The sequence below is a fragment of the Candidatus Devosia phytovorans genome (assembly GCA_029202405.1).
In the GTDB taxonomy this organism is placed as follows: Bacteria; Pseudomonadota; Alphaproteobacteria; order Rhizobiales; family Devosiaceae; genus Devosia; species Devosia phytovorans.
This window is the reverse complement of sequence record CP119312.1, coordinates 875205-891812: the sequence shown is the minus strand read 5'-3', so window position 1 is coordinate 891812 and position 16608 is coordinate 875205. Positions and strand designations below refer to the sequence as shown.

General features: G+C 62.1%; 17 protein-coding genes, 1 tRNA gene and 1 pseudogene. 6 read left to right on the top strand and 13 right to left on the bottom strand.

Annotation, left to right across the window (positions count from 1 at the left end):
* Nucleotides 1-21: 21 nt before the first annotated feature.
* From P0Y65_04415 to P0Y65_04405, 3 genes are all read right to left on the bottom strand, one after another.
* A complete protein-coding gene (locus tag P0Y65_04415) occupies nucleotides 22-1347 on the bottom strand; it encodes a polysaccharide biosynthesis C-terminal domain-containing protein (GenBank protein WEK05506.1) in 1326 nt (441 codons plus the stop codon).
* Nucleotides 1344-2522, bottom strand: coding sequence for a GNAT family N-acetyltransferase (locus P0Y65_04410; protein WEK05505.1), 1179 nt, complete (start codon nucleotides 2520-2522; stop codon nucleotides 1344-1346). Before P0Y65_04410 ends, P0Y65_04415 begins: the two co-directional genes overlap by 4 nt.
* Nucleotides 2523-2666: 144 nt before the next feature.
* On the bottom strand, nucleotides 2667-3371 hold the full coding sequence (locus P0Y65_04405; protein WEK05504.1) for a TerC family protein: 705 nt from the start codon (nucleotides 3369-3371) through the stop codon (nucleotides 2667-2669).
* Between the two features lie 320 nt (nucleotides 3372-3691).
* On the opposite strand from P0Y65_04405, the gene P0Y65_04400 reads away from it, so the two are divergent.
* A complete protein-coding gene (locus P0Y65_04400; GenBank protein WEK05503.1) occupies nucleotides 3692-3880 on the top strand; it encodes a hypothetical protein in 189 nt (62 codons plus the stop codon).
* A 129-nt stretch (nucleotides 3881-4009) separates the two neighbouring features.
* Here the strand turns inward: P0Y65_04400 and P0Y65_04395 are convergent.
* Nucleotides 4010-4085 (bottom strand) — tRNA-Lys (locus tag P0Y65_04395).
* Nucleotides 4086-4326: 241 nt separating this feature from the next.
* Here P0Y65_04395 and P0Y65_04390 point away from each other — a divergent pair.
* Nucleotides 4327-5112, top strand: coding sequence for a mechanosensitive ion channel (locus P0Y65_04390; protein ID WEK05502.1), 786 nt, complete (start codon nucleotides 4327-4329; stop codon nucleotides 5110-5112).
* A gap of 9 nt (nucleotides 5113-5121) precedes the next feature.
* Here P0Y65_04390 and P0Y65_04385 read toward each other — a convergent pair whose 3' ends face one another.
* On the bottom strand, nucleotides 5122-5334 hold the full coding sequence (locus tag P0Y65_04385) for a hypothetical protein (GenBank protein WEK05501.1): 213 nt from the start codon (nucleotides 5332-5334) through the stop codon (nucleotides 5122-5124).
* Nucleotides 5335-5727: 393 nt separating this feature from the next.
* On the opposite strand from P0Y65_04385, the gene P0Y65_04380 reads away from it, so the two are divergent.
* Nucleotides 5728-6834 carry a pyridoxal phosphate-dependent aminotransferase gene (locus P0Y65_04380; GenBank protein ID WEK05500.1) on the top strand — a complete coding sequence of 369 codons (1107 nt, stop codon included), beginning with the start codon at nucleotides 5728-5730 and terminating at the stop codon, nucleotides 6832-6834.
* On the opposite strand, the gene P0Y65_04375 is transcribed toward P0Y65_04380, so the two are convergent.
* From P0Y65_04375 to P0Y65_04355, 5 genes are all read right to left on the bottom strand, one after another.
* Nucleotides 6831-7754: an endonuclease/exonuclease/phosphatase family protein gene (locus tag P0Y65_04375; GenBank protein ID WEK05499.1), complete on the bottom strand. Its 924-nt coding sequence runs from the start codon at nucleotides 7752-7754 to the stop codon at nucleotides 6831-6833. The genes P0Y65_04380 and P0Y65_04375 overlap by 4 nt on opposite strands.
* A 225-nt stretch (nucleotides 7755-7979) precedes the next feature.
* A complete protein-coding gene (locus P0Y65_04370; protein WEK05498.1) occupies nucleotides 7980-9539 on the bottom strand; it encodes a 2-isopropylmalate synthase in 1560 nt (519 codons plus the stop codon).
* A 110-nt stretch (nucleotides 9540-9649) separates the two neighbouring features.
* Nucleotides 9650-9775: a hypothetical protein gene (locus tag P0Y65_04365; GenBank protein ID WEK05497.1), complete on the bottom strand. Its 126-nt coding sequence runs from the start codon at nucleotides 9773-9775 to the stop codon at nucleotides 9650-9652.
* Nucleotides 9776-10016: 241 nt separating this feature from the next.
* Nucleotides 10017-10904, bottom strand: a complete 888-nt coding sequence (locus P0Y65_04360) for a PhzF family phenazine biosynthesis protein (GenBank protein WEK05496.1) — start codon at nucleotides 10902-10904, stop codon at nucleotides 10017-10019.
* 3 nt (nucleotides 10905-10907) lie between these two features.
* Entirely contained in the window at nucleotides 10908-11399 is a 492-nt protein-coding gene (locus P0Y65_04355) for a heme-degrading domain-containing protein (protein ID WEK05495.1), read from the bottom strand.
* Between the two features lie 301 nt (nucleotides 11400-11700).
* Between P0Y65_04355 and P0Y65_04350 the strand changes: the two genes are divergently transcribed.
* Complete coding sequence (locus P0Y65_04350) at nucleotides 11701-12075, top strand: hypothetical protein (GenBank protein WEK05494.1); 375 nt, start codon at nucleotides 11701-11703, stop codon at nucleotides 12073-12075.
* Complete coding sequence (locus P0Y65_04345; protein ID WEK05493.1) at nucleotides 12075-12440, top strand: hypothetical protein; 366 nt, start codon at nucleotides 12075-12077, stop codon at nucleotides 12438-12440. The genes P0Y65_04350 and P0Y65_04345 overlap by 1 nt, the downstream gene beginning before the upstream one ends.
* Nucleotides 12441-12582: 142 nt before the next feature.
* Here the strand turns inward: P0Y65_04345 and ilvC are convergent.
* From ilvC to P0Y65_04330, 3 genes and pseudogenes are all read right to left on the bottom strand, one after another.
* Nucleotides 12583-13603: pseudogene (gene ilvC / locus P0Y65_04340) on the bottom strand (ketol-acid reductoisomerase).
* Between the two features lie 24 nt (nucleotides 13604-13627).
* On the bottom strand, nucleotides 13628-14278 hold the full coding sequence (locus P0Y65_04335; protein WEK05492.1) for a TetR/AcrR family transcriptional regulator: 651 nt from the start codon (nucleotides 14276-14278) through the stop codon (nucleotides 13628-13630).
* A gap of 81 nt (nucleotides 14279-14359) precedes the next feature.
* Complete coding sequence (locus tag P0Y65_04330; protein WEK05491.1) at nucleotides 14360-15274, bottom strand: hypothetical protein; 915 nt, start codon at nucleotides 15272-15274, stop codon at nucleotides 14360-14362.
* A gap of 171 nt (nucleotides 15275-15445) precedes the next feature.
* Here P0Y65_04330 and P0Y65_04325 point away from each other — a divergent pair, with 171 nt between their 5' ends.
* Nucleotides 15446-16570: an NADH:flavin oxidoreductase/NADH oxidase gene (locus P0Y65_04325; GenBank protein ID WEK05490.1), complete on the top strand. Its 1125-nt coding sequence runs from the start codon at nucleotides 15446-15448 to the stop codon at nucleotides 16568-16570.
* Nucleotides 16571-16608 lie beyond the last annotated feature (38 nt).

Here is a 16608-nt window from a genome sequence, read left to right as displayed (position 1 = left end):
CGCCCTTTTGGCTAGGGACCGCTACTCCGCCGCGACCACTACATCCCGACGGCTGCGCACCCAGGCCATGATCGACACATCCATATGCGCCGTCCGCAGCGCGACCCACCATTGGCCCACCGACCACACGGTGATGGAGATGATCGCGGCCAGCGCCGCCCCCATCAGCCCATAGGCCGGCACCAGGATGAAATTGGCAATCACCAGCGTTCCGATACCCAGCGCCACGAAAGGCAGGCTGGCATAGGGCCGGTCATGGATCGACAGCACCAGCGAGGCCGGGCCCATCATCGAACGGATCACCAGCGCCAAGCTGAGCACCGCCAGCGGGCCGGCGCCGGCAGCAAAGCTCGGCCCGAAGATCATCATCAGGATCGGTGCCGCCAGCAGCATGGCAAAGAACAGCGCCACCGAAATCGCGCTGGCGACAAAATTGGCATCGCCCACCTTGCGCTTGAAAGCCGCGCGATCGGCATTGGCCTCGCTCTCGAACATGTCCGGCATGGTCACGGCATAGACCGCCGCGACGCCAAACGAGATCAGCGAGAACAATCGTGTGCAGACGCCAAAGATCGCCAGCTCCTCTCGTGTCAGCGAATGGCTGAGCAGCAGCAGGTCGATATCGAAAAAGAAGTCCGTCGCCAGCGAGATCAGCACCCACGGCAGGGCAAAGCGCCACCAGCGCTTCGCCTCGGTCAGGCGCAGCGGCAGTGTGTCCGGCAGGCGCTTTATGGAGGTGACGACAAAGCCGAAATGCACCAGCGAAATACCCAGATAGCCAAAGGCGATCAGCCACAGCATGAATGAAAAGCCATCCGCCGGCACGGCAAAGCCGAGACAGACGAGGAAGGACGCCACCACGATCATTGGCCGGAACATCGTGTCGGCAAAAAAGCCGGCAAAGGGGCGTTTCAGCCCCACCAGCAGGGCGCCGTTGACATAGACCATGGCCGTGCTGAAGGCGAGCAGTGCCACCGGCACGAAGTGATGCGCGAGCACGCTATCGCCCTGCCCGATCAGATCCAACACCCATGGCCCCGCCAAAAGGATCAGCACCAGCGAACCCACGACATGGCCATAGCTGCGCGTCAGGAAAACGACGAACTGCTTGCGCTCGCCCCGCGCCCGATACTCGGCCGCAAAATATGTCCCGACCGTATGAAATCCCAGCGGCATCACCACCGCGATCAGGTTCACAGTCGCGATGACGACCAGATATTCGCCCAGCAGCTCCGGCCCCCAAAGCCGCGCAATCAGCGCCTGGACCAGAAAGATCAGGCCCGCGCCGCCCAGCCGTGCCCCGAAGATGACGGTCGATTGCGAGGCCAGCCGCCGATGCAGGCTCATTCGGCACTCTCTTCGCCGTCGCGCTTCTGCGTCGGCAGGGTTTTGGGATTGCGCCAGCCATCGAACTTGCGCTTGAGCGCATGCAGGCTGTCGCGCGCCCAGAAGGCGCCCGCCCCCATCACATAGGCCAGCGGCTTGCTGGCATAATTGGCCACCGGCGGCACGGGCTGGATCACGCCGCGATCCCCCACCATGCCCTTCTTGAACTGGTGCAGCCCCTGGAAACCATCGGTACCGCCGAGGTCATACCAGGTCGCCGGCGTGTTATCGCGCAGCCAGCGGATCACATGCCAATGCAGGAAATAGCCCGCACGCAGCGGCAGCGCCGCATCAGTCGTCGCACCATAGAGGTAGACCGCCCGGTCGCCGGCCTTGAAGATCAGCGCCCCGGCCACCAGCACGCCCTCGTGGCGCACATAGAAGACTTCCGGCCGCAGGTTGTCGACCTCGATCGCCATCAGCGCCGGCACGGTCTCATAGGCCGAATGATCGGAAAACTGCTTGCGATCGGTCATCGCATTGTAGAGCGCCTCGAAATCCCCGACCTGCTCGGCGGGAACATGCTCGAATGTCAACCCAACCTTTTCCGACTTGTTGAGCTGGCGGCGCCACGTCTGGCTAAAGCTCTTGCGCTGCTCTTCATCGGTCAGCCGCAGGTTGACGATATAGCGATTGGGAAAGCCCAGCACCGAGCCGCGCTTGAAGCCCCGCGCGATGAGGCTGTCATATTCATGATTGGTCTCGGTGATCGAGGCGCGCGGCAGCACCGACAGCATCTGTCCTCGGCTGTCGGCATAGTCTGATATCATCGCCTCGACCATGCCGGCGCGAACGGCCTCGGCATCGGCTCGGCCGGCGTCCTTCAGCATTGGCGCCCACTTTGCCACGGCAATCTTGCCCAGTCCCAGCGGAAGGCCCTGCACCATCACCAGCGCCCCGCCCACCACCTCGCCATTGGCGAGGAACAGCATCGGCTCCTGCGTCACCGACGGCCAGCGCGTCGCGGCAAAGATATGCATCTGCTCCTGGCAAACCTCATCGAAGCCAGCGATCGTGCGGTCCCATTCCGCACCCGAGACGATACGGGTCTCCAGCCGCGTCGCAACGGTGCCCTTGGCCCGTGCAGAGGCCGGGGCAATGTCGGCAGGGGCAATGCGATTGGCGACAACGGACATGAAAAAGCTTCCCGCTCGTGAGTTGAACGGGAAGCTAGAGGCTCAAAGTGAGCAAATCCCTATTCCGTCACGGCAAATGCCGCAAATCGGGACCAGTGGTTACCAAAGGCTCGCGGCCTCTGGTTACCCAATTCTATAGCCGGATCAATGCGCTGCAGCAGCAGCCGCAGCAGCACCGGCTTCATGCGGCGTATAGAGCAGCGGAATTTCCGGAAGCGCAACGAACCCGCCCAGGCCTTCAAGCGTCATACGGATCGCCACCAGCAGGATGATCAGCAGGCCAACCCAGGCAATCCAGCGGAAGCGATGCAGCAGGCCGGCGATGAATGTGGCACCGACACCCATCATCACCACGGACAGACCCAGACCGATAATCAGCGCCTCGAAGTGGTGAGCGGCGGCGCCCGCCACGGCCAGCACGTTGTCGAGGGACATCGAGACGTCGGCAATGATGATCTGGATGACGGCCTGGCGCAGCGTCTTCCTGGGCGCCTTGCCGGCCACGGTACCATCGGCATTCTTGTCGGCGTTTTCGAGCGCTTCCTGCGCCTCGTGTTCGTCTTCCTGACTGGTGGTCAGTTCGCGATACATCTTCCAGCAGACATAGAGCAGCAGAATGCCGCCCGCGATGAAGAGCGCGGGCCCGAGCGCCAGCAATTGCGTGGTGATCAGCGCAAAGAAAATGCGCAGCACGGTCGCTGCAAGAATACCGATCAGAATGGCCTTGCGGCGCACATCCGAAGCCAGACCCGCGGCGGCCAGGCCAATAACCACTGCATTGTCGCCGGCTAGCACAAGGTCAATCAGGATGACCTGCAGCAGTGAACTCAGGAAACTCGGGTCGAACATGAAGGGGTCCTTGGGGGAAAGGCGGGAACAGATTGTCGCAGGCGCTATACGCCTCCATGCCCGGGCTGGAAAGCGCTCACAGGCCCGTTATCGACAAAAGTGTTAGATTTGTTGGGGTTTCGCCCCCTTCCCGACAGCTTGGCGACAGACTGACCGGCACCGCACCGCCGCGGACCGATCCGCGGAAAAGCTGACAGCCACAGTTTAGATTCATTCCAAACTATTCGCTTGCAGTCTGGATTCATTCCAGACTAGAAAAGCTAACTGATTGAAATCAGAAGATTTCATGAATACCATTATCACCATAAGGATAGAGCGAGATGGCCGCTTCCACTGCTTCGACCTGCAATTCCTGCGTCTTCTTCGAAGACCATTCCGATGCATCGGCCGGCGTCTGCCGCGCCCATCCTCCGGTCCCCTCCTCCACCGAGTCGAACAAGCCCGCCGCCGTCTGGCCGCTGGTCAAGACCGACGACTGGTGCGGCCAGCACACCGCCGGTCGCAGCTAAAACCTTGCAGCGATAAAATACAAAAGCCCCGCTCCGGCGGGGCTTTTCTTTGCGCGCAATTGGGAGCGTTTTCCGGAAACGACAAAGGCGACCCGAAGGTCGCCTTTTATCATCCCGATCGGGAGACTTTGGTGGGCGAGCACGGGTTCGAACCGTGGACCCGATGATTAAGAGTCATCTGCTCTACCAGCTGAGCTACTCGCCCATCTGCTTGGGCTTCCAAAGTGGCGCCTCTATAGCCAGCGGTTTTCGCCCTGTCTAGCGCCTCGTGACACTTTTCTTTCATATTGCTGCCGACAAACCGTCGCAGGCCCGAAAAACCGCGTTTTATCGGCCCTTCATGCCTGTGGATGAATCCCGCTGATCGGACGGATGTTGAAGACCACGAGGCAACCTTTTGCCGCCACTGGCTTTTTGCCTTGGTTACAATTCCCAGGAGCCTCCCCATGAACGACACCGCCCTGTTCGGCATTTCCACCGCATGGATCATCGCCAACGTCTGGTCGTTACTGGTCGCCCTGGTCGTCCTCGTCGCGGGCTGGATCATCGCCAAGATCGTTTCGGGCTATGTCGCGTCCCTGCTGTCGCAGCGCCTAAAGCGCGATGTAACCGTGGGCCCGCTTGTCGGCCAGGTCGTGCGCTACGCCATCCTCTTTGTCACCATCATCGTGGTGCTCGGCCAATTCGGCGTTGAAACCGCCTCGATCCTTGCCGTGCTCGGCGCCGCCGGTCTTGCCGTCGCCCTGGCCCTGCAGGGCACGCTGTCCAACATTGCTGCCGGCATCATGCTGCTCTTCCTGCGCCCCTTCAACGTCGGCGACTATATCGACGCCGAAGGCACCATCGGAACCGTGGTCGAAGTCGGGCTCTTTGCCACCCTGCTGCGCACGCAGGAAGGCGTCTTCCTTTTCGCGCCCAATTCGAAACTGTCGAACGCCCGCATAATCAACTACACTCGCGAGCCGTCGCGCATCGTCGAAATGAAATTCACCGTGCCGCGCAATGCCGACCTGGCCCGCGTCCGCGCCGCCCTCAGCGAAGGTCTCGTCTCTTCCGACATTCCGACCAATGGCAAGCCCGAAGTGCTGGTCGATACGCTGGGCGACAGCAACATCACCCTCGCGGCTCGCGTCCCCGTCCGCAGCCAGGACTGGATCCAGGCCCGCTCGGACCTGCAGGAGCGTCTGCGCAAGGTGATCGACGACGCCAACGGCTTCGCCCAGCCTGCCTGACGACCGCGCCTAGTCCATGCCTGCCCGGTGATCGCGAAACCTGGAAATTTCCAGAACATTGTTGATCACCTGGGCCGGCGCATCGTCATCCTCCGCCTCGTTGATCAAAACGATGGTGCGCTCGATGATATAGCGCAGCTGGCGCGTTCGACTGTCCGATCCCTGGAGAATAGAAGCGGCGCGCTGCAGGTGATCTTTGGCGAGCACATAGCTAGGCTTCATGGCGGATCCTTCGAAATGGCTTGTCTGGAATACGCCATGGTACGGACAAGGATAAAACATCAGCCCGCATGCTTTCCACGGCGATACCAGCATCGCTGGCAATTCGTACAAAGGCAATATGCTCGGCTTGGTCGGCTAAAATATTGATGGCAATAAATTATTTTTTCATTTTACCCCCAAAATCCGGGCAAATCCACGCTGAAACTTCCGCGAGCAACCTTCCGTTGCTTGCGGCGAGTGGAGTGAACCATGTGCTTTCGTCGTGAAATGATCTATCTGGCCATGACCGTGCTGCCCTGGCTTGGTCTTTATTGCCTGTACCAGTTGGCGTTGACGACGGCTGGCTAGCCCGTCACCAGTCAAACTACTATCGGGCAACCAAGCGAGTCGCCCGTGCCCCGTCCAGACCTCTCCCCCATCGCCGCCCATTTGCCTGAGACCGTGCCCTTCGTCGGCCCCGAGGCTATCGCCCGGCGCTCCGGCATACCGCTGCGCGCCCGCATCGGCGCCAATGAAAGCCCCTTCGGCCCCGCCCCCTCGGTGGTGGACGCCATGGCCCGCGCCGCCCGCGACAGCTGGCACTATGGCGATCCCGAAAACCACGACCTCCGCCAGGCCATAGCCGACCACCTCGGCATTCCCTTCGCCAATGTCATGCCCGGCGAAGGCGTCGATGCCATTCTGGGCATGGCCGTCCGCCTCTATGCTGCCCCCGGCAGCAAGGTCGTCACCTCGCTGGGCGGCTATCCCACCTTCAACTACCACCTCGCCGGCTATGGCACGCTGATGCACACCATGCCCTACATCGGGGATCGCGAGGATATTGACGGCCTCGCCCGCGCCGCCACCGAGACCCGCGCGGCCATGGTCTATCTCGCCAATCCCGACAATCCTATGGGCAGTTGGTGGGACGCGGCAGCGGTGGAACGCTTCATCGCCGCCGTGCCCGAAACCACCATGATCGTGCTCGATGAAGCCTATGGCGAATTCGCGCCCCAAGGCACCCTGCCCCCGATCGACATCACCCGCTCCAATATCCTGCGCATGCGCACCTTCTCGAAAGCCTATGGCATGGCCGGCGCCCGTGTCGGCTATGTCATCGGCGAGGCGCAGAGCATTTCGGCCTTCAACCGCATTCGCAACCACTTCGGCATTTCCAATGTCGCCCAGGCCGGCGCCATCGCCGCGCTTGCCGATCAGGCGCATTTGCGCTGGTCGATCGACGAAGTCCGCAAGTCGCTCGAAGACACCGCCGCCATCGCCCGCCGCCATGGCCTGCTCCCCCTGCCCACCGCCACCAATTTCATCGCGCTCGATTGCGGCCACGACGGCGCCCATGCCCGCGCCATTGTAGACGGACTGGCGCAGCGCGGCGTCTTCATCCGCATGCCCGGCGTCGCCGGCCTCAACCGCTGCATCCGCGTCAGCGCCGGCACCGCAGATGACCGCGCCCTGCTCGATCAGGCGCTGGGCGAAGTGCTGGCCGGGCTGAACGCCTAATAGAGGTTGATCTTCGCCATCAGGCCAAGATGGTTGGAGCCATAGGCCTCGGGCGTCGCCAGGATATAATCGACCATCGCGTCGCCGCGGGTGAAGATATTGTCGATCGGCGCGGCGAGCGGGCCAAGCTCGACCGGCCACGTCCCGGGATAATGCGGCGGCGGCACCAGGCCCGTTTCCGCCACGAAAAACGCCATGCGATAGGACCATGCCGCCGCATTGAAGTCGCCCGCCAGCACCAGCGGCCCCTCGATCCCCTCCAGCAGGCTCGCCACTTCCATGAGGTCGGCCTCGGCGATGTCATCGAAATAGGGCTTGGTCACATGCGCGCCAACCACGGTCAGCATGCGGCCATCAGCGAGGGTCAGACTGACTTGCGTCAGCCGCTGCCGCGCAATGACATCAAAGGTAAAACGATGGCTGTCGGCGATGGGAAATTTCGAGAGGATCGCCAGATCGCAGGCCGCCGTCTCGCACCCGACGCGATAGGGATAGACCGCGTCGAGCTCGCCCATGAAGGGCTGCACACCCCTCGCCTCCATCAGCACCACGACATCGGCGCCGCTCTCAGCGATATAGCGCGCCGCATCCTGTCCGCGTGCGTTCTCGCCCAGCACGTTGAAGCTCAGCACGTCGAGGCTCGCCACCGCTTCCCTGCCCTCGAAGGCGGCGCGGCGCTCCTGCTGGCCCAGCACGATGGCGACGCTATGGCCCAGGCTCGCCAGCGTGATCACCAGCATCACGGTCGCCCGCAGCCGTGCCCCAAACACCGCCAGCAGCACCGGCAGCACCAGGGCCGCAAAGCCGATGTGAAACCGCAGTGTCCCCAGCAGCTCCTGCCCGGGCACCCCGAAATTGACACTCACCGCAAACAGCGCCAGCGCGGCGAACAGCGCCAGACCAGTGAGGAGACCACGCACTTCAGACAGAAAAATCAGCTCGGCCCCCCTTGGCTGCCTTTGCAGTGGTGACCCAGCCAGCCGTCACGCACAAGACCCACAGGCGGGCAGCTGCCATTCGGCGAAATGGGGACCTACCGTTACCCACCCGCTCAATCGTGGCCCGCAAAAAACAAATCGCTCCAGAAGGAGCGATTTGGGTCAGGCGAAACTAGTCGGGCTTCAAGACAGTTCGATAACGCTGAACTATCCCGCCATCGCCCCCTGCGCCGCAGCACCGCGATCGATCAGCAACCGGTTATAGGCATTGAGATAGGCGCGGGCCGAGGCCACCAGCGTATCGGGCTCCGCCGCATTGCCCGAAACGATCTTGCCATTCATCTCGAGACGCACATGTGCCGAAGCCTGCGCATCGGTGCCACCGGTCACGCCATCCACCGCATAGAGCACCAGATGCGGCTCCTGGCCGACACCCTGCTTGATCGCATTGAAGATCGCGTCGACCGAGCCAGTTCCCTCGAAGGTCACCGACGTCTCTTCGCCGTCGATGCTGAGCGTCATCGTCGCCTTGTGCACGCCGCCGGTCTTGCTGACGACTTCCATGTCCACCAGCTTGATGCGATCGCCGACCGAGCCGACTTCGTCATCCACCAGCGCCACGATATCGGCGTCATAGACATGCTTCTTGCGGTCGGCCAGGTCCTTGAAGCGCTGGAAGGCTTCCTGGAAAGCATTGTCGCCCAGTTCATAGCCCAACTCGCGCAGCTTGTCCTTGAAGGCGGCGCGGCCCGAATGCTTGCCCATCACCAGCGTCGTTTCCTTGATGCCGACGCTGGCCGGGGTCATGATCTCATAGGTCTCGGCATTCTTCAGCATGCCGTCCTGATGAATGCCGCTTTCATGGGCAAAGGCATTCTTGCCCACGATGGCCTTGTTATACTGCACTGGGAAATTGGCAGCCGCGGAGACGATCCGGCTGGCGCGAGCCAGATGGGTCGTCTCGATTTCGGTATGATAGGGCATGGCATCGCCGCGCGTGCGCAGCGCCATGACGATCTCTTCCAGCGCCGCATTGCCAGCCCGCTCGCCCAACCCGTTGATCGTGCATTCCACCTGCCGCGCGCCACCGCGCACCGCGGCTAGCGAATTGGCCACGGCCAGACCCAGGTCATTGTGGCAATGCGCTGAAAAGATCGCCTTGTCGGCGCCCGGCACCTGCGTGATCACGTCGCGGAACATCTTTTCATGCTCGTCCGGCACGGCATAACCCACCGTATCGGGCAGGTTGATCGTCGTCGCCCCGGCCTTGATCGCGGTCTCGACGCAGCGCTTCAGGAATTCCAGCGGCGTGCGGGTCGCGTCCATCGCCGACCATTCCACATCGTCGATCAGGTTGCGCGCCTGCGCCACCGTGCGAGCGATGATCTCGATGACCTCGTCCTCGGTCTTTTTCATCTGATGCGCCAGATGGATCGGCGACGTCGACACAAACGTATGGATACGGCCGCGCTGCGCATGGCGCACGGCTTCACCAGCGCGGTCGATATCGGCGGTAATGGCGCGGGCGAGGCCGGCGACCGTCGACCGTTTGACCTGCTTGGCCACGGCCACCACGGCTTCGAAGTCGCCATTGGAGGCGATCGGGAAACCGGCCTCGATGACATCGACACCCATTTCGTCGAGCGTCTCCGCAACCTGCAGCTTTTCTTCCAGCGTCATCGTCGCGCCAGGCGACTGCTCGCCGTCGCGCAGCGTGGTGTCGAAGATGAAAACGCGGTCTTTATTGGTATCAGTGGTCACGGACATCACTTATTTCCTATCCATCGGCCCAAAGCTCAAGGCTCTGCAGGCCGGACATTTTCTGTTCGGCTTATGGCACTATCCCCTGACGACCCGCTCGTTTGAGCTGCCGGTGATCAGGGGCTGATAAGAAGGAGGAGCAGGGCAGCTGGAAGCAGCAGCAGGCCAGCAGCAATCGTCAGGACGCGATTGCGGTCCTGAGTCTTGGAGATTGCGATGGCAATGGCGCGCTTGCGCTGCATGCGATTAGTCCCGTGTGTTGCATGGACAATGCGCGAATCTCGACAAGGCTGCAAGACCAGTTTCCGCAGAATCCGTTCGGAAAGCCCAAGCGGGCGCCAAGGACCGGTCGAGATTCAACTCAGGCTGAGCCGAAAATGGTGGTTTTCGAGACCCGGACCGGAGCGTACGTTTGGGTACATGAGCACCGCAAGCGCAGAAACCGGCATTTGCAGGCCAGCAGCAGTTGCATATCGAATGGTCCTAGTCGTCGAGATCCAGAACGCCCTCACCAACGATCACGGCGTCGCCGCCGATCCCGCCGTGAACAAGCACGTCGTTCTCCTTGCGCAGCTGGATGCGGATCTGGCACGGCCGACCCATTTCGAGCCCCTGCCGCAGCACGAAATCCTTCTGCCCCGTGCCCAGGTTCTCATGCTCTGCCAACAGTCCGATCAGCGCTGCCGCAGCCGAACCCGTGCCGGGATCCTCGCCAATATCCATGCCGAACATGCGCGCGGCGATGTCATTATCCGTCTCGTCCGGCGTCAGCGTAAACACATAGGCCGAGTTGTGGTCATGGCTGAAAACGTCCTTGAACATGGCCTGGTTGACCTGGATGCGCCGCAGGACCGCGGCATTGCGCACCGGCACCAGATGGAAGGTGACGCCTGCCGAAAACACTGCCGGCTGGTAGACGTCGCAGCCGATCTCGTCCACGTCGATGCCCAGCGCCTGCGCCATGCCCAGCTTGTCGGTGAGCGAGGCAATCCGCGACGGCAACCGCGGCAGTGCAAAACGCGCCTCGCCCGACTTCTTGTCATGCCGCTCGAACAGTGCCGTGATCAGCCCGATCTTTTCTTCGAGCCGGACGGCGCTGACCTTGTTCTGCAGCCCCAGCACCACCGCCGCACCCACCGTCGGATGGCCGGCAAAGGGCAGCTCGGTATGCGGGGTGAAAATGCGCACCGAAGCAATGTTCCGCTCGGCTTGCGGCTTGAGGATGAACACCGTCTCGCTGAGGTTGAACTCCCGCGCGATGGCCTGCATTTCGTCATCGAGCAGCCCATCGGCCTTGCACACCACGGCCAGCTGATTGCCCTTGAGGCGCTCGCGGGTGAAAACATCGAGCAGCAGATAGTTGAGTTTCATGGCCTAGTCCGTGGGCAATGCATAGGTAGCGCGATCGAGCCCAAGATGGTCGCACAGCGCGTCGACGACCACGCCATGATCGCTCCGTCCCGGCAAGCCAGAAATGGTGAGGCACCCGATCACGCCCGCCCCCTTGACCCGCAACGGAAACCCGCCGCCGGCAATGACATAGTCGGCCGGGTCACAACCCGATTGCGGCGAAAACGCCACCTCGCCACGCTCCAGCACCATGCGATAGCTGGCCCGCTGAAAACGTCGGACAGTATTGATCTTGCGCCGCACCCATTCGGCATTGTCGGCGCTCGTACCTGGGGTCGCCGCAAAGAACACCTGCCGGTCCCACGTCCTGATATCGACGACGAGCCCCAGCCCCTCCGCAATCGCCCGCTGATAGATGGCACTGCCGAGCGAAAACGCCGTGGCCTCGTCAAACGCCTCCAGCACGAGCTCGAGCTCCTGCTTCTTGACCAGCGCAATATCGCCTTCCACGCCCATGCCGCACTCCTCCCGCGAATCCCCAACCAATAGCGCCCGAATGCTGCACTCAACGCTAACAGTCTGCTAGCGAATTCCCGCATCGCGTCAAAAGAAAACGGCACACCGATTGCTGCCGCCCTCGCCCTTCCGTCGACGCTTCACGCCCACAATTATCGGTGCGCCTCCGCCTCTTGGCGACAAACCACCAACCAACTTATCCCCGCTCCACCAAATGGCAGGACAATAGTCCATCGCACGGAGCCCAAAACGCCATGGCCGATCTGAAATCCGAAAGCCACCAGGCTATTTGAAGGCATACGTGATTGCCTGGAACATGAATCCCGCACATGAACATCATCCAGCAGAGGGATCATTCCACTCGCTGGGCGAGGCCAACATACTTGTTGCTGCCGTGCTACGAAGTCGTCCAGACTTGGTGCAAGCGGCAATCAACGGCCAGCGCAGACCACAAAGCATACTTTACAGATTTGGCTACAACACGGGCTATGAGGCGTACCAACCGAACCAACAAATCCTGCCAGTCATCAGAACGACCTACTGGGTCGAAGTATGGATCACGCACGACCCCAATCCCAACAGTCGTGGGTATCGCGTGATAACAGCCTACCCGATGAACGATACACCCAACGAGACGACGAAAGCCTCGGTGTTTGCAACATTGGAACAACGATAATGTCCCAACCAAATCCACCGCCCTTGTTTTTCGAATGGGCCGCAGGTGTCGTCGATATCACCCGCGACTATGATGCGACCCATGAGTATCTTATCCTCCTCGGCATAGGCAATTTGCCGGAAAGCGGATCAAAGGCAGAACTTATTGAACTACGCGATATATTCATCGCCCTGGCCAGCGGTCGCTATGAAGATGAGCAGTTAATGCGTCTTTGGCGCCGGACGCGCGCGCGCGCGTATCCCCGTCGGTCAAACGAGTTTTTCAAGACCGCCATCAATGTCGTTGATGACTACTTGAGCTCCGACGGCAAGAGCGCTGAGCAGTTCTGGATCCGCGAAGAGGGGAAAGTTCAGCGAAACCTGTAGCGGAGTTGCGCGCAGTTGAACAAGAAAACGGGGGCCGAAGCCCCCGTCCTTGAACCTTGGTTCTTCGCCTTGTCGACCAGCGCGCCGGTCTTTATCACAGCGACGCGGCAGCGCGCAGCGAACAGACCAGGAGCAAGGCAGATTAGTTCTTTGCCTTGTCGACCAGGGCGCCGGCCTTGATCCAGGGCATCATGTCGCGCAGCTTGGAACCGACTTCCTCGATCTGGTGCTCGTCATGCAGGCGACGGGTCGCCTTGAAGCGCGAACCGCCGGCCTTGATTTCCTGCATCCAGTCGCGAGGTGAACTTGCCCGACTGGATGTCGTGCAGCACGCGCTTCATCTCGGCCTTGGTTTCCGAGGTGATGATGCGCGGACCGGTGACATATTCGCCCCACTCGGCCGTGTTGGAGATCGAGTAGTTCATGTTGGCAATGCCGCCCTGGTAGATCAGGTCGACGATCAGCTTCACTTCGTGCAGGCACTCGAAATAGGCCATTTCCGGAGCATAGCCGGCTTCCACCAGCGTTTCGAAACCGGCGCGGATCAGTTCCACGAGACCGCCGCAGAGCACGGCCTGCTCGCCGAAGAGGTCGGTTTCGCATTCCTCGCGGAAATTGGTCTCGATGACGCCCGAACGGCCGCCGCCAACGCCCGAGGCATAGGCCAGCGCGATGTCATGGGCATTGCCCGAAGCGTCCTGATGCACGGCGATCAGGCACGGCACGCCGCCACCCTTCTGATATTCGCCACGCACGGTATGGCCCGGGCCTTTGGGCGCGATCATGATCACGTCGACGGTCGACTTGGGCTCGATCAGGTTGAAGTGGACGTTGAGGCCATGGGCAAATGCCAGCGCCGCGCCGTCACGGATATTGGGCTCGATATGCTGCTTGTAGATATCGGCCTGCAACTCGTCGGGGGTCAGCATCATGATGACGTCTGCCCACTTGGAAGCATCGGCAACCGACATGACCTTGAGGCCTTCGCCCTCGGCCTTCTTGGCCGACGGGGAACCGGGACGCAGCGCCACGACCACATCGGTCACGCCCGAGTCGCGCAGGTTCAGCACATGGGCATGACCCTGCGAACCGTAGCCGACGATGGCGACCTTCTTGGACTTGATGATGTTCAGATCGGCATCCCGATCGTAATAGACGCGCATGGGTATCTCCCTTGGTATGCAGCTTTATGCGTTGAATGCTTTCGCCCCGTAGAGGGCAAAGAACTGGTCGGTCGCGGCCTTCACATCGGCCTCGATATTGGCTTCGACATTGCTCTGGGTCAGCGCCTTGTCGCCCAACAGCAGCCGGATCTGCACGTCGCGCACGACGAGCCCGAAGAAGGTGCGATAGGCGTCTTCGCTATTGTCAAAGCGCAGCAGCCGCGCATCGCGACCGGCCTCGAGAATTGGCTTGAGCCGGCGACGAATGGCCAGCGGGCCGTTTTCCAGCACGATCTTGCCCAGGTCGTCCTTCTCCTGCGCCGCATGCGTGACCGCGGTACGGTTGAGCGTCACCGACACATCCCCCACGATCACGGTCAGCAGGTCACGGGCAAACTGTTCGATGCTGACGCGCAGGGCCTTGGCATCGAGATGGCTGCGATCCACCACCGGCATGCGCACCTTGGCCGCCTGCCACTGCACCGTCGCGGTCAGCAGTCCGTCGCGATCGCCGAACCACTTGTAGAGCGTTTCCTTGGAGCACGAAGCGCGCCGCGCCACCGCCGTCATCGTCAGCCCATCGCCATTCTCGACCAGCAGGTCCAGCGCAGCCGTCAGCACAGCCTGCTGGCGCGGCGTAAACGTCTCTTCATTGACCTTGATGGTCACGGGCACGGGGCGGTCCTCAACTGACGCGCCGAACGGTTTCGGCGAATTTCGTCAGCCGTACCGCAGGGTACGGTTGCAGACAAGCCCCTATTTTGCCGCCAGCGGCGAATCCACCCGCTTTCGTCCGCCGACCCAGCGATTGAACCGTGCCAGCGCCACGCCAAAGCCGATCAGCAGCAGCCCACCTCCGAGGATCGAAACGGGTTGTGCCCCCAGCGCCATGAACCATTGCGTGAAGAAATGCAGCGCCCCGAATACCGCCACCGTATTGACCACCCAGCGCCTATTGGCGAACACTGCCCAGCCCCCGAAGATCAGCAATGCCAGCGCCCAGGCAATGGAAAACTGCCACGCCGGCCAGCCCAGCAACGTATCCCCGAACATCGAACCGATGAAGAAGGCGCCATTGACCAAAAGGATCGCCGTCCGCATCGCAATGATTGCCAGCCGCTCGTAGCGCGGCGGCAGGCGCAGCGAGATCGGGAACAGCGCCAGCGTCAAAAGCGACAGCGAGCCGATCGCCAGTGCCAGATATTGCATCGGCGCCCACAGATCCGTGCTGATCATGATCGTGGCCGCAAAGGCCAATACTGCCAGCGCCACCAGCAGTCCCGACAGCGCCGCCACCCCGGCAATCGTCAACCCCAGTGTCAGCGCCACACGCACCCACAGATGCTCGCCGAACAGCGCGAACAGCCCGCCCGCCAGCGCCAGCGCCCCAATCACCATGATGATCTGCGCAAACACCGACCAGCGCTCCACCCGCAGCATGCGCAGCAGATAGCCCGCCACGAACAGCACGCCGCCCAGCGCAATCGCCGTCTCGATGCTTGGCACCAGAATGCCGACGCCGACCGCCACCGCAGCCGCGCCCAGCGCGAACAGCACATTGATGCCCAACTGCCCGGTATCGGCCGCGGCAAAGCCCTTCAGCCGCTCGGCTTCAGCCGGACTGATCTTGCCCTCGGCGACAAGCACATCGAGGTCGAGCGTGATCTTCATGCTGTGTCTCCATCCCGTGGCCACTCTTAGCCCCCGCCTCCCCCGCAGGAAAGGCCGGAGCCGATAACAATCGCGTCCATGCACCACAAGCAGGGCAAACTTCTTCCATCGGCACTTGCCGATGAAGCCTTGCGGGTCCATCTATGCGCCACAAGAACGAGGTGCCTCCCCATGTCCGAACTGTTTTCCCCCATCACCCTGCGCGACCTGACGATCCGCAACCGGACCGTCGTCGCCCCCATGTGCCAGTATTCGGCACAGGACGGCTTTGCCAATGACTGGCATTTTGCCCATCTCGGGCGCTTCGCCATCGGCGGCTTTGGCCTCGTGATCGTGGAAGCCACCGGCGTCGTCCCCGAGGGCCGCATCACCTATGCGGACCTCGGCCTCTGGAAGGACGAGCAGATCGCCCCCCTCGCCCGCATCGTTGATTTCCTGCACAGCCAGGGCACGGCCGCCGGCATCCAGCTTGCCCATGCCGGCCGCAAGGCCTCGACCCCCGTGCCGTGGCGCAAGGGCTTTGACGAGACCGACGCGGAAAAGACCGCCCTCCATTTCGAAAGCTGGACGCCTGTCGCCCCCAGCGCCGAAATCCACGCCGAAAACAAGAACTTCACCACACCCGAAGCCCTTGATGCAGCAGGCATCCGCCACGTCATCGACAGCTTCGTCGCCGCCGCCAGGCGCGCTGACCGGGCCGGCTTCGACACCGTCGAAATCCACGCCGCTCACGGCTATCTGCTCGACCAGTTCCTCTCGCCCCTCGCCAACAAGCGCACCGACACTTACGGCGGCAGCCGCGAAAACCGCATGCGACTGCTGCTCGAAGTGTCCGAAGCCGTCCGCGCCGTCTGGCCGGCCCACAAGCCCCTGCTGGTCCGCCTCTCCGTCAGCGACTGGCACCCTGACGGCTGGCAGGTCGAAGACAGCATTGTTCTGACCAAAGCGCTGAAGGCCCTCGGCGTCGACGCCATCGATGCCTCCAGCGGCGGCTTCGAAGGCGCCCAGATGCAGGTCGGCGCCGACTACCAAGTCCCCTTCGCCACTGCCGTGCGCCGGGAGGGTGGCCTCCCCGCCATGGCCGTCGGCCTCCTGGGTGACGTCCAACGTGCCGAAGCCATCATCGCCAATGGCGAGGCCGATTTCGTCGCCCTGGCCCGCGGCGCCATGGACAATCCCAACTGGCCGCTGCACGCCCGCCACGAACTGGGTGCCGAAGACTACGACCTCTGGCCCAACCAGACCAAGCGCGTCCGCGAATATGATCGTTCCCTGGGCAAGCGCGCCTGGGCCTGATGCGAGGCTTGACTTGCCATTGAATTAAATCCGCTAAA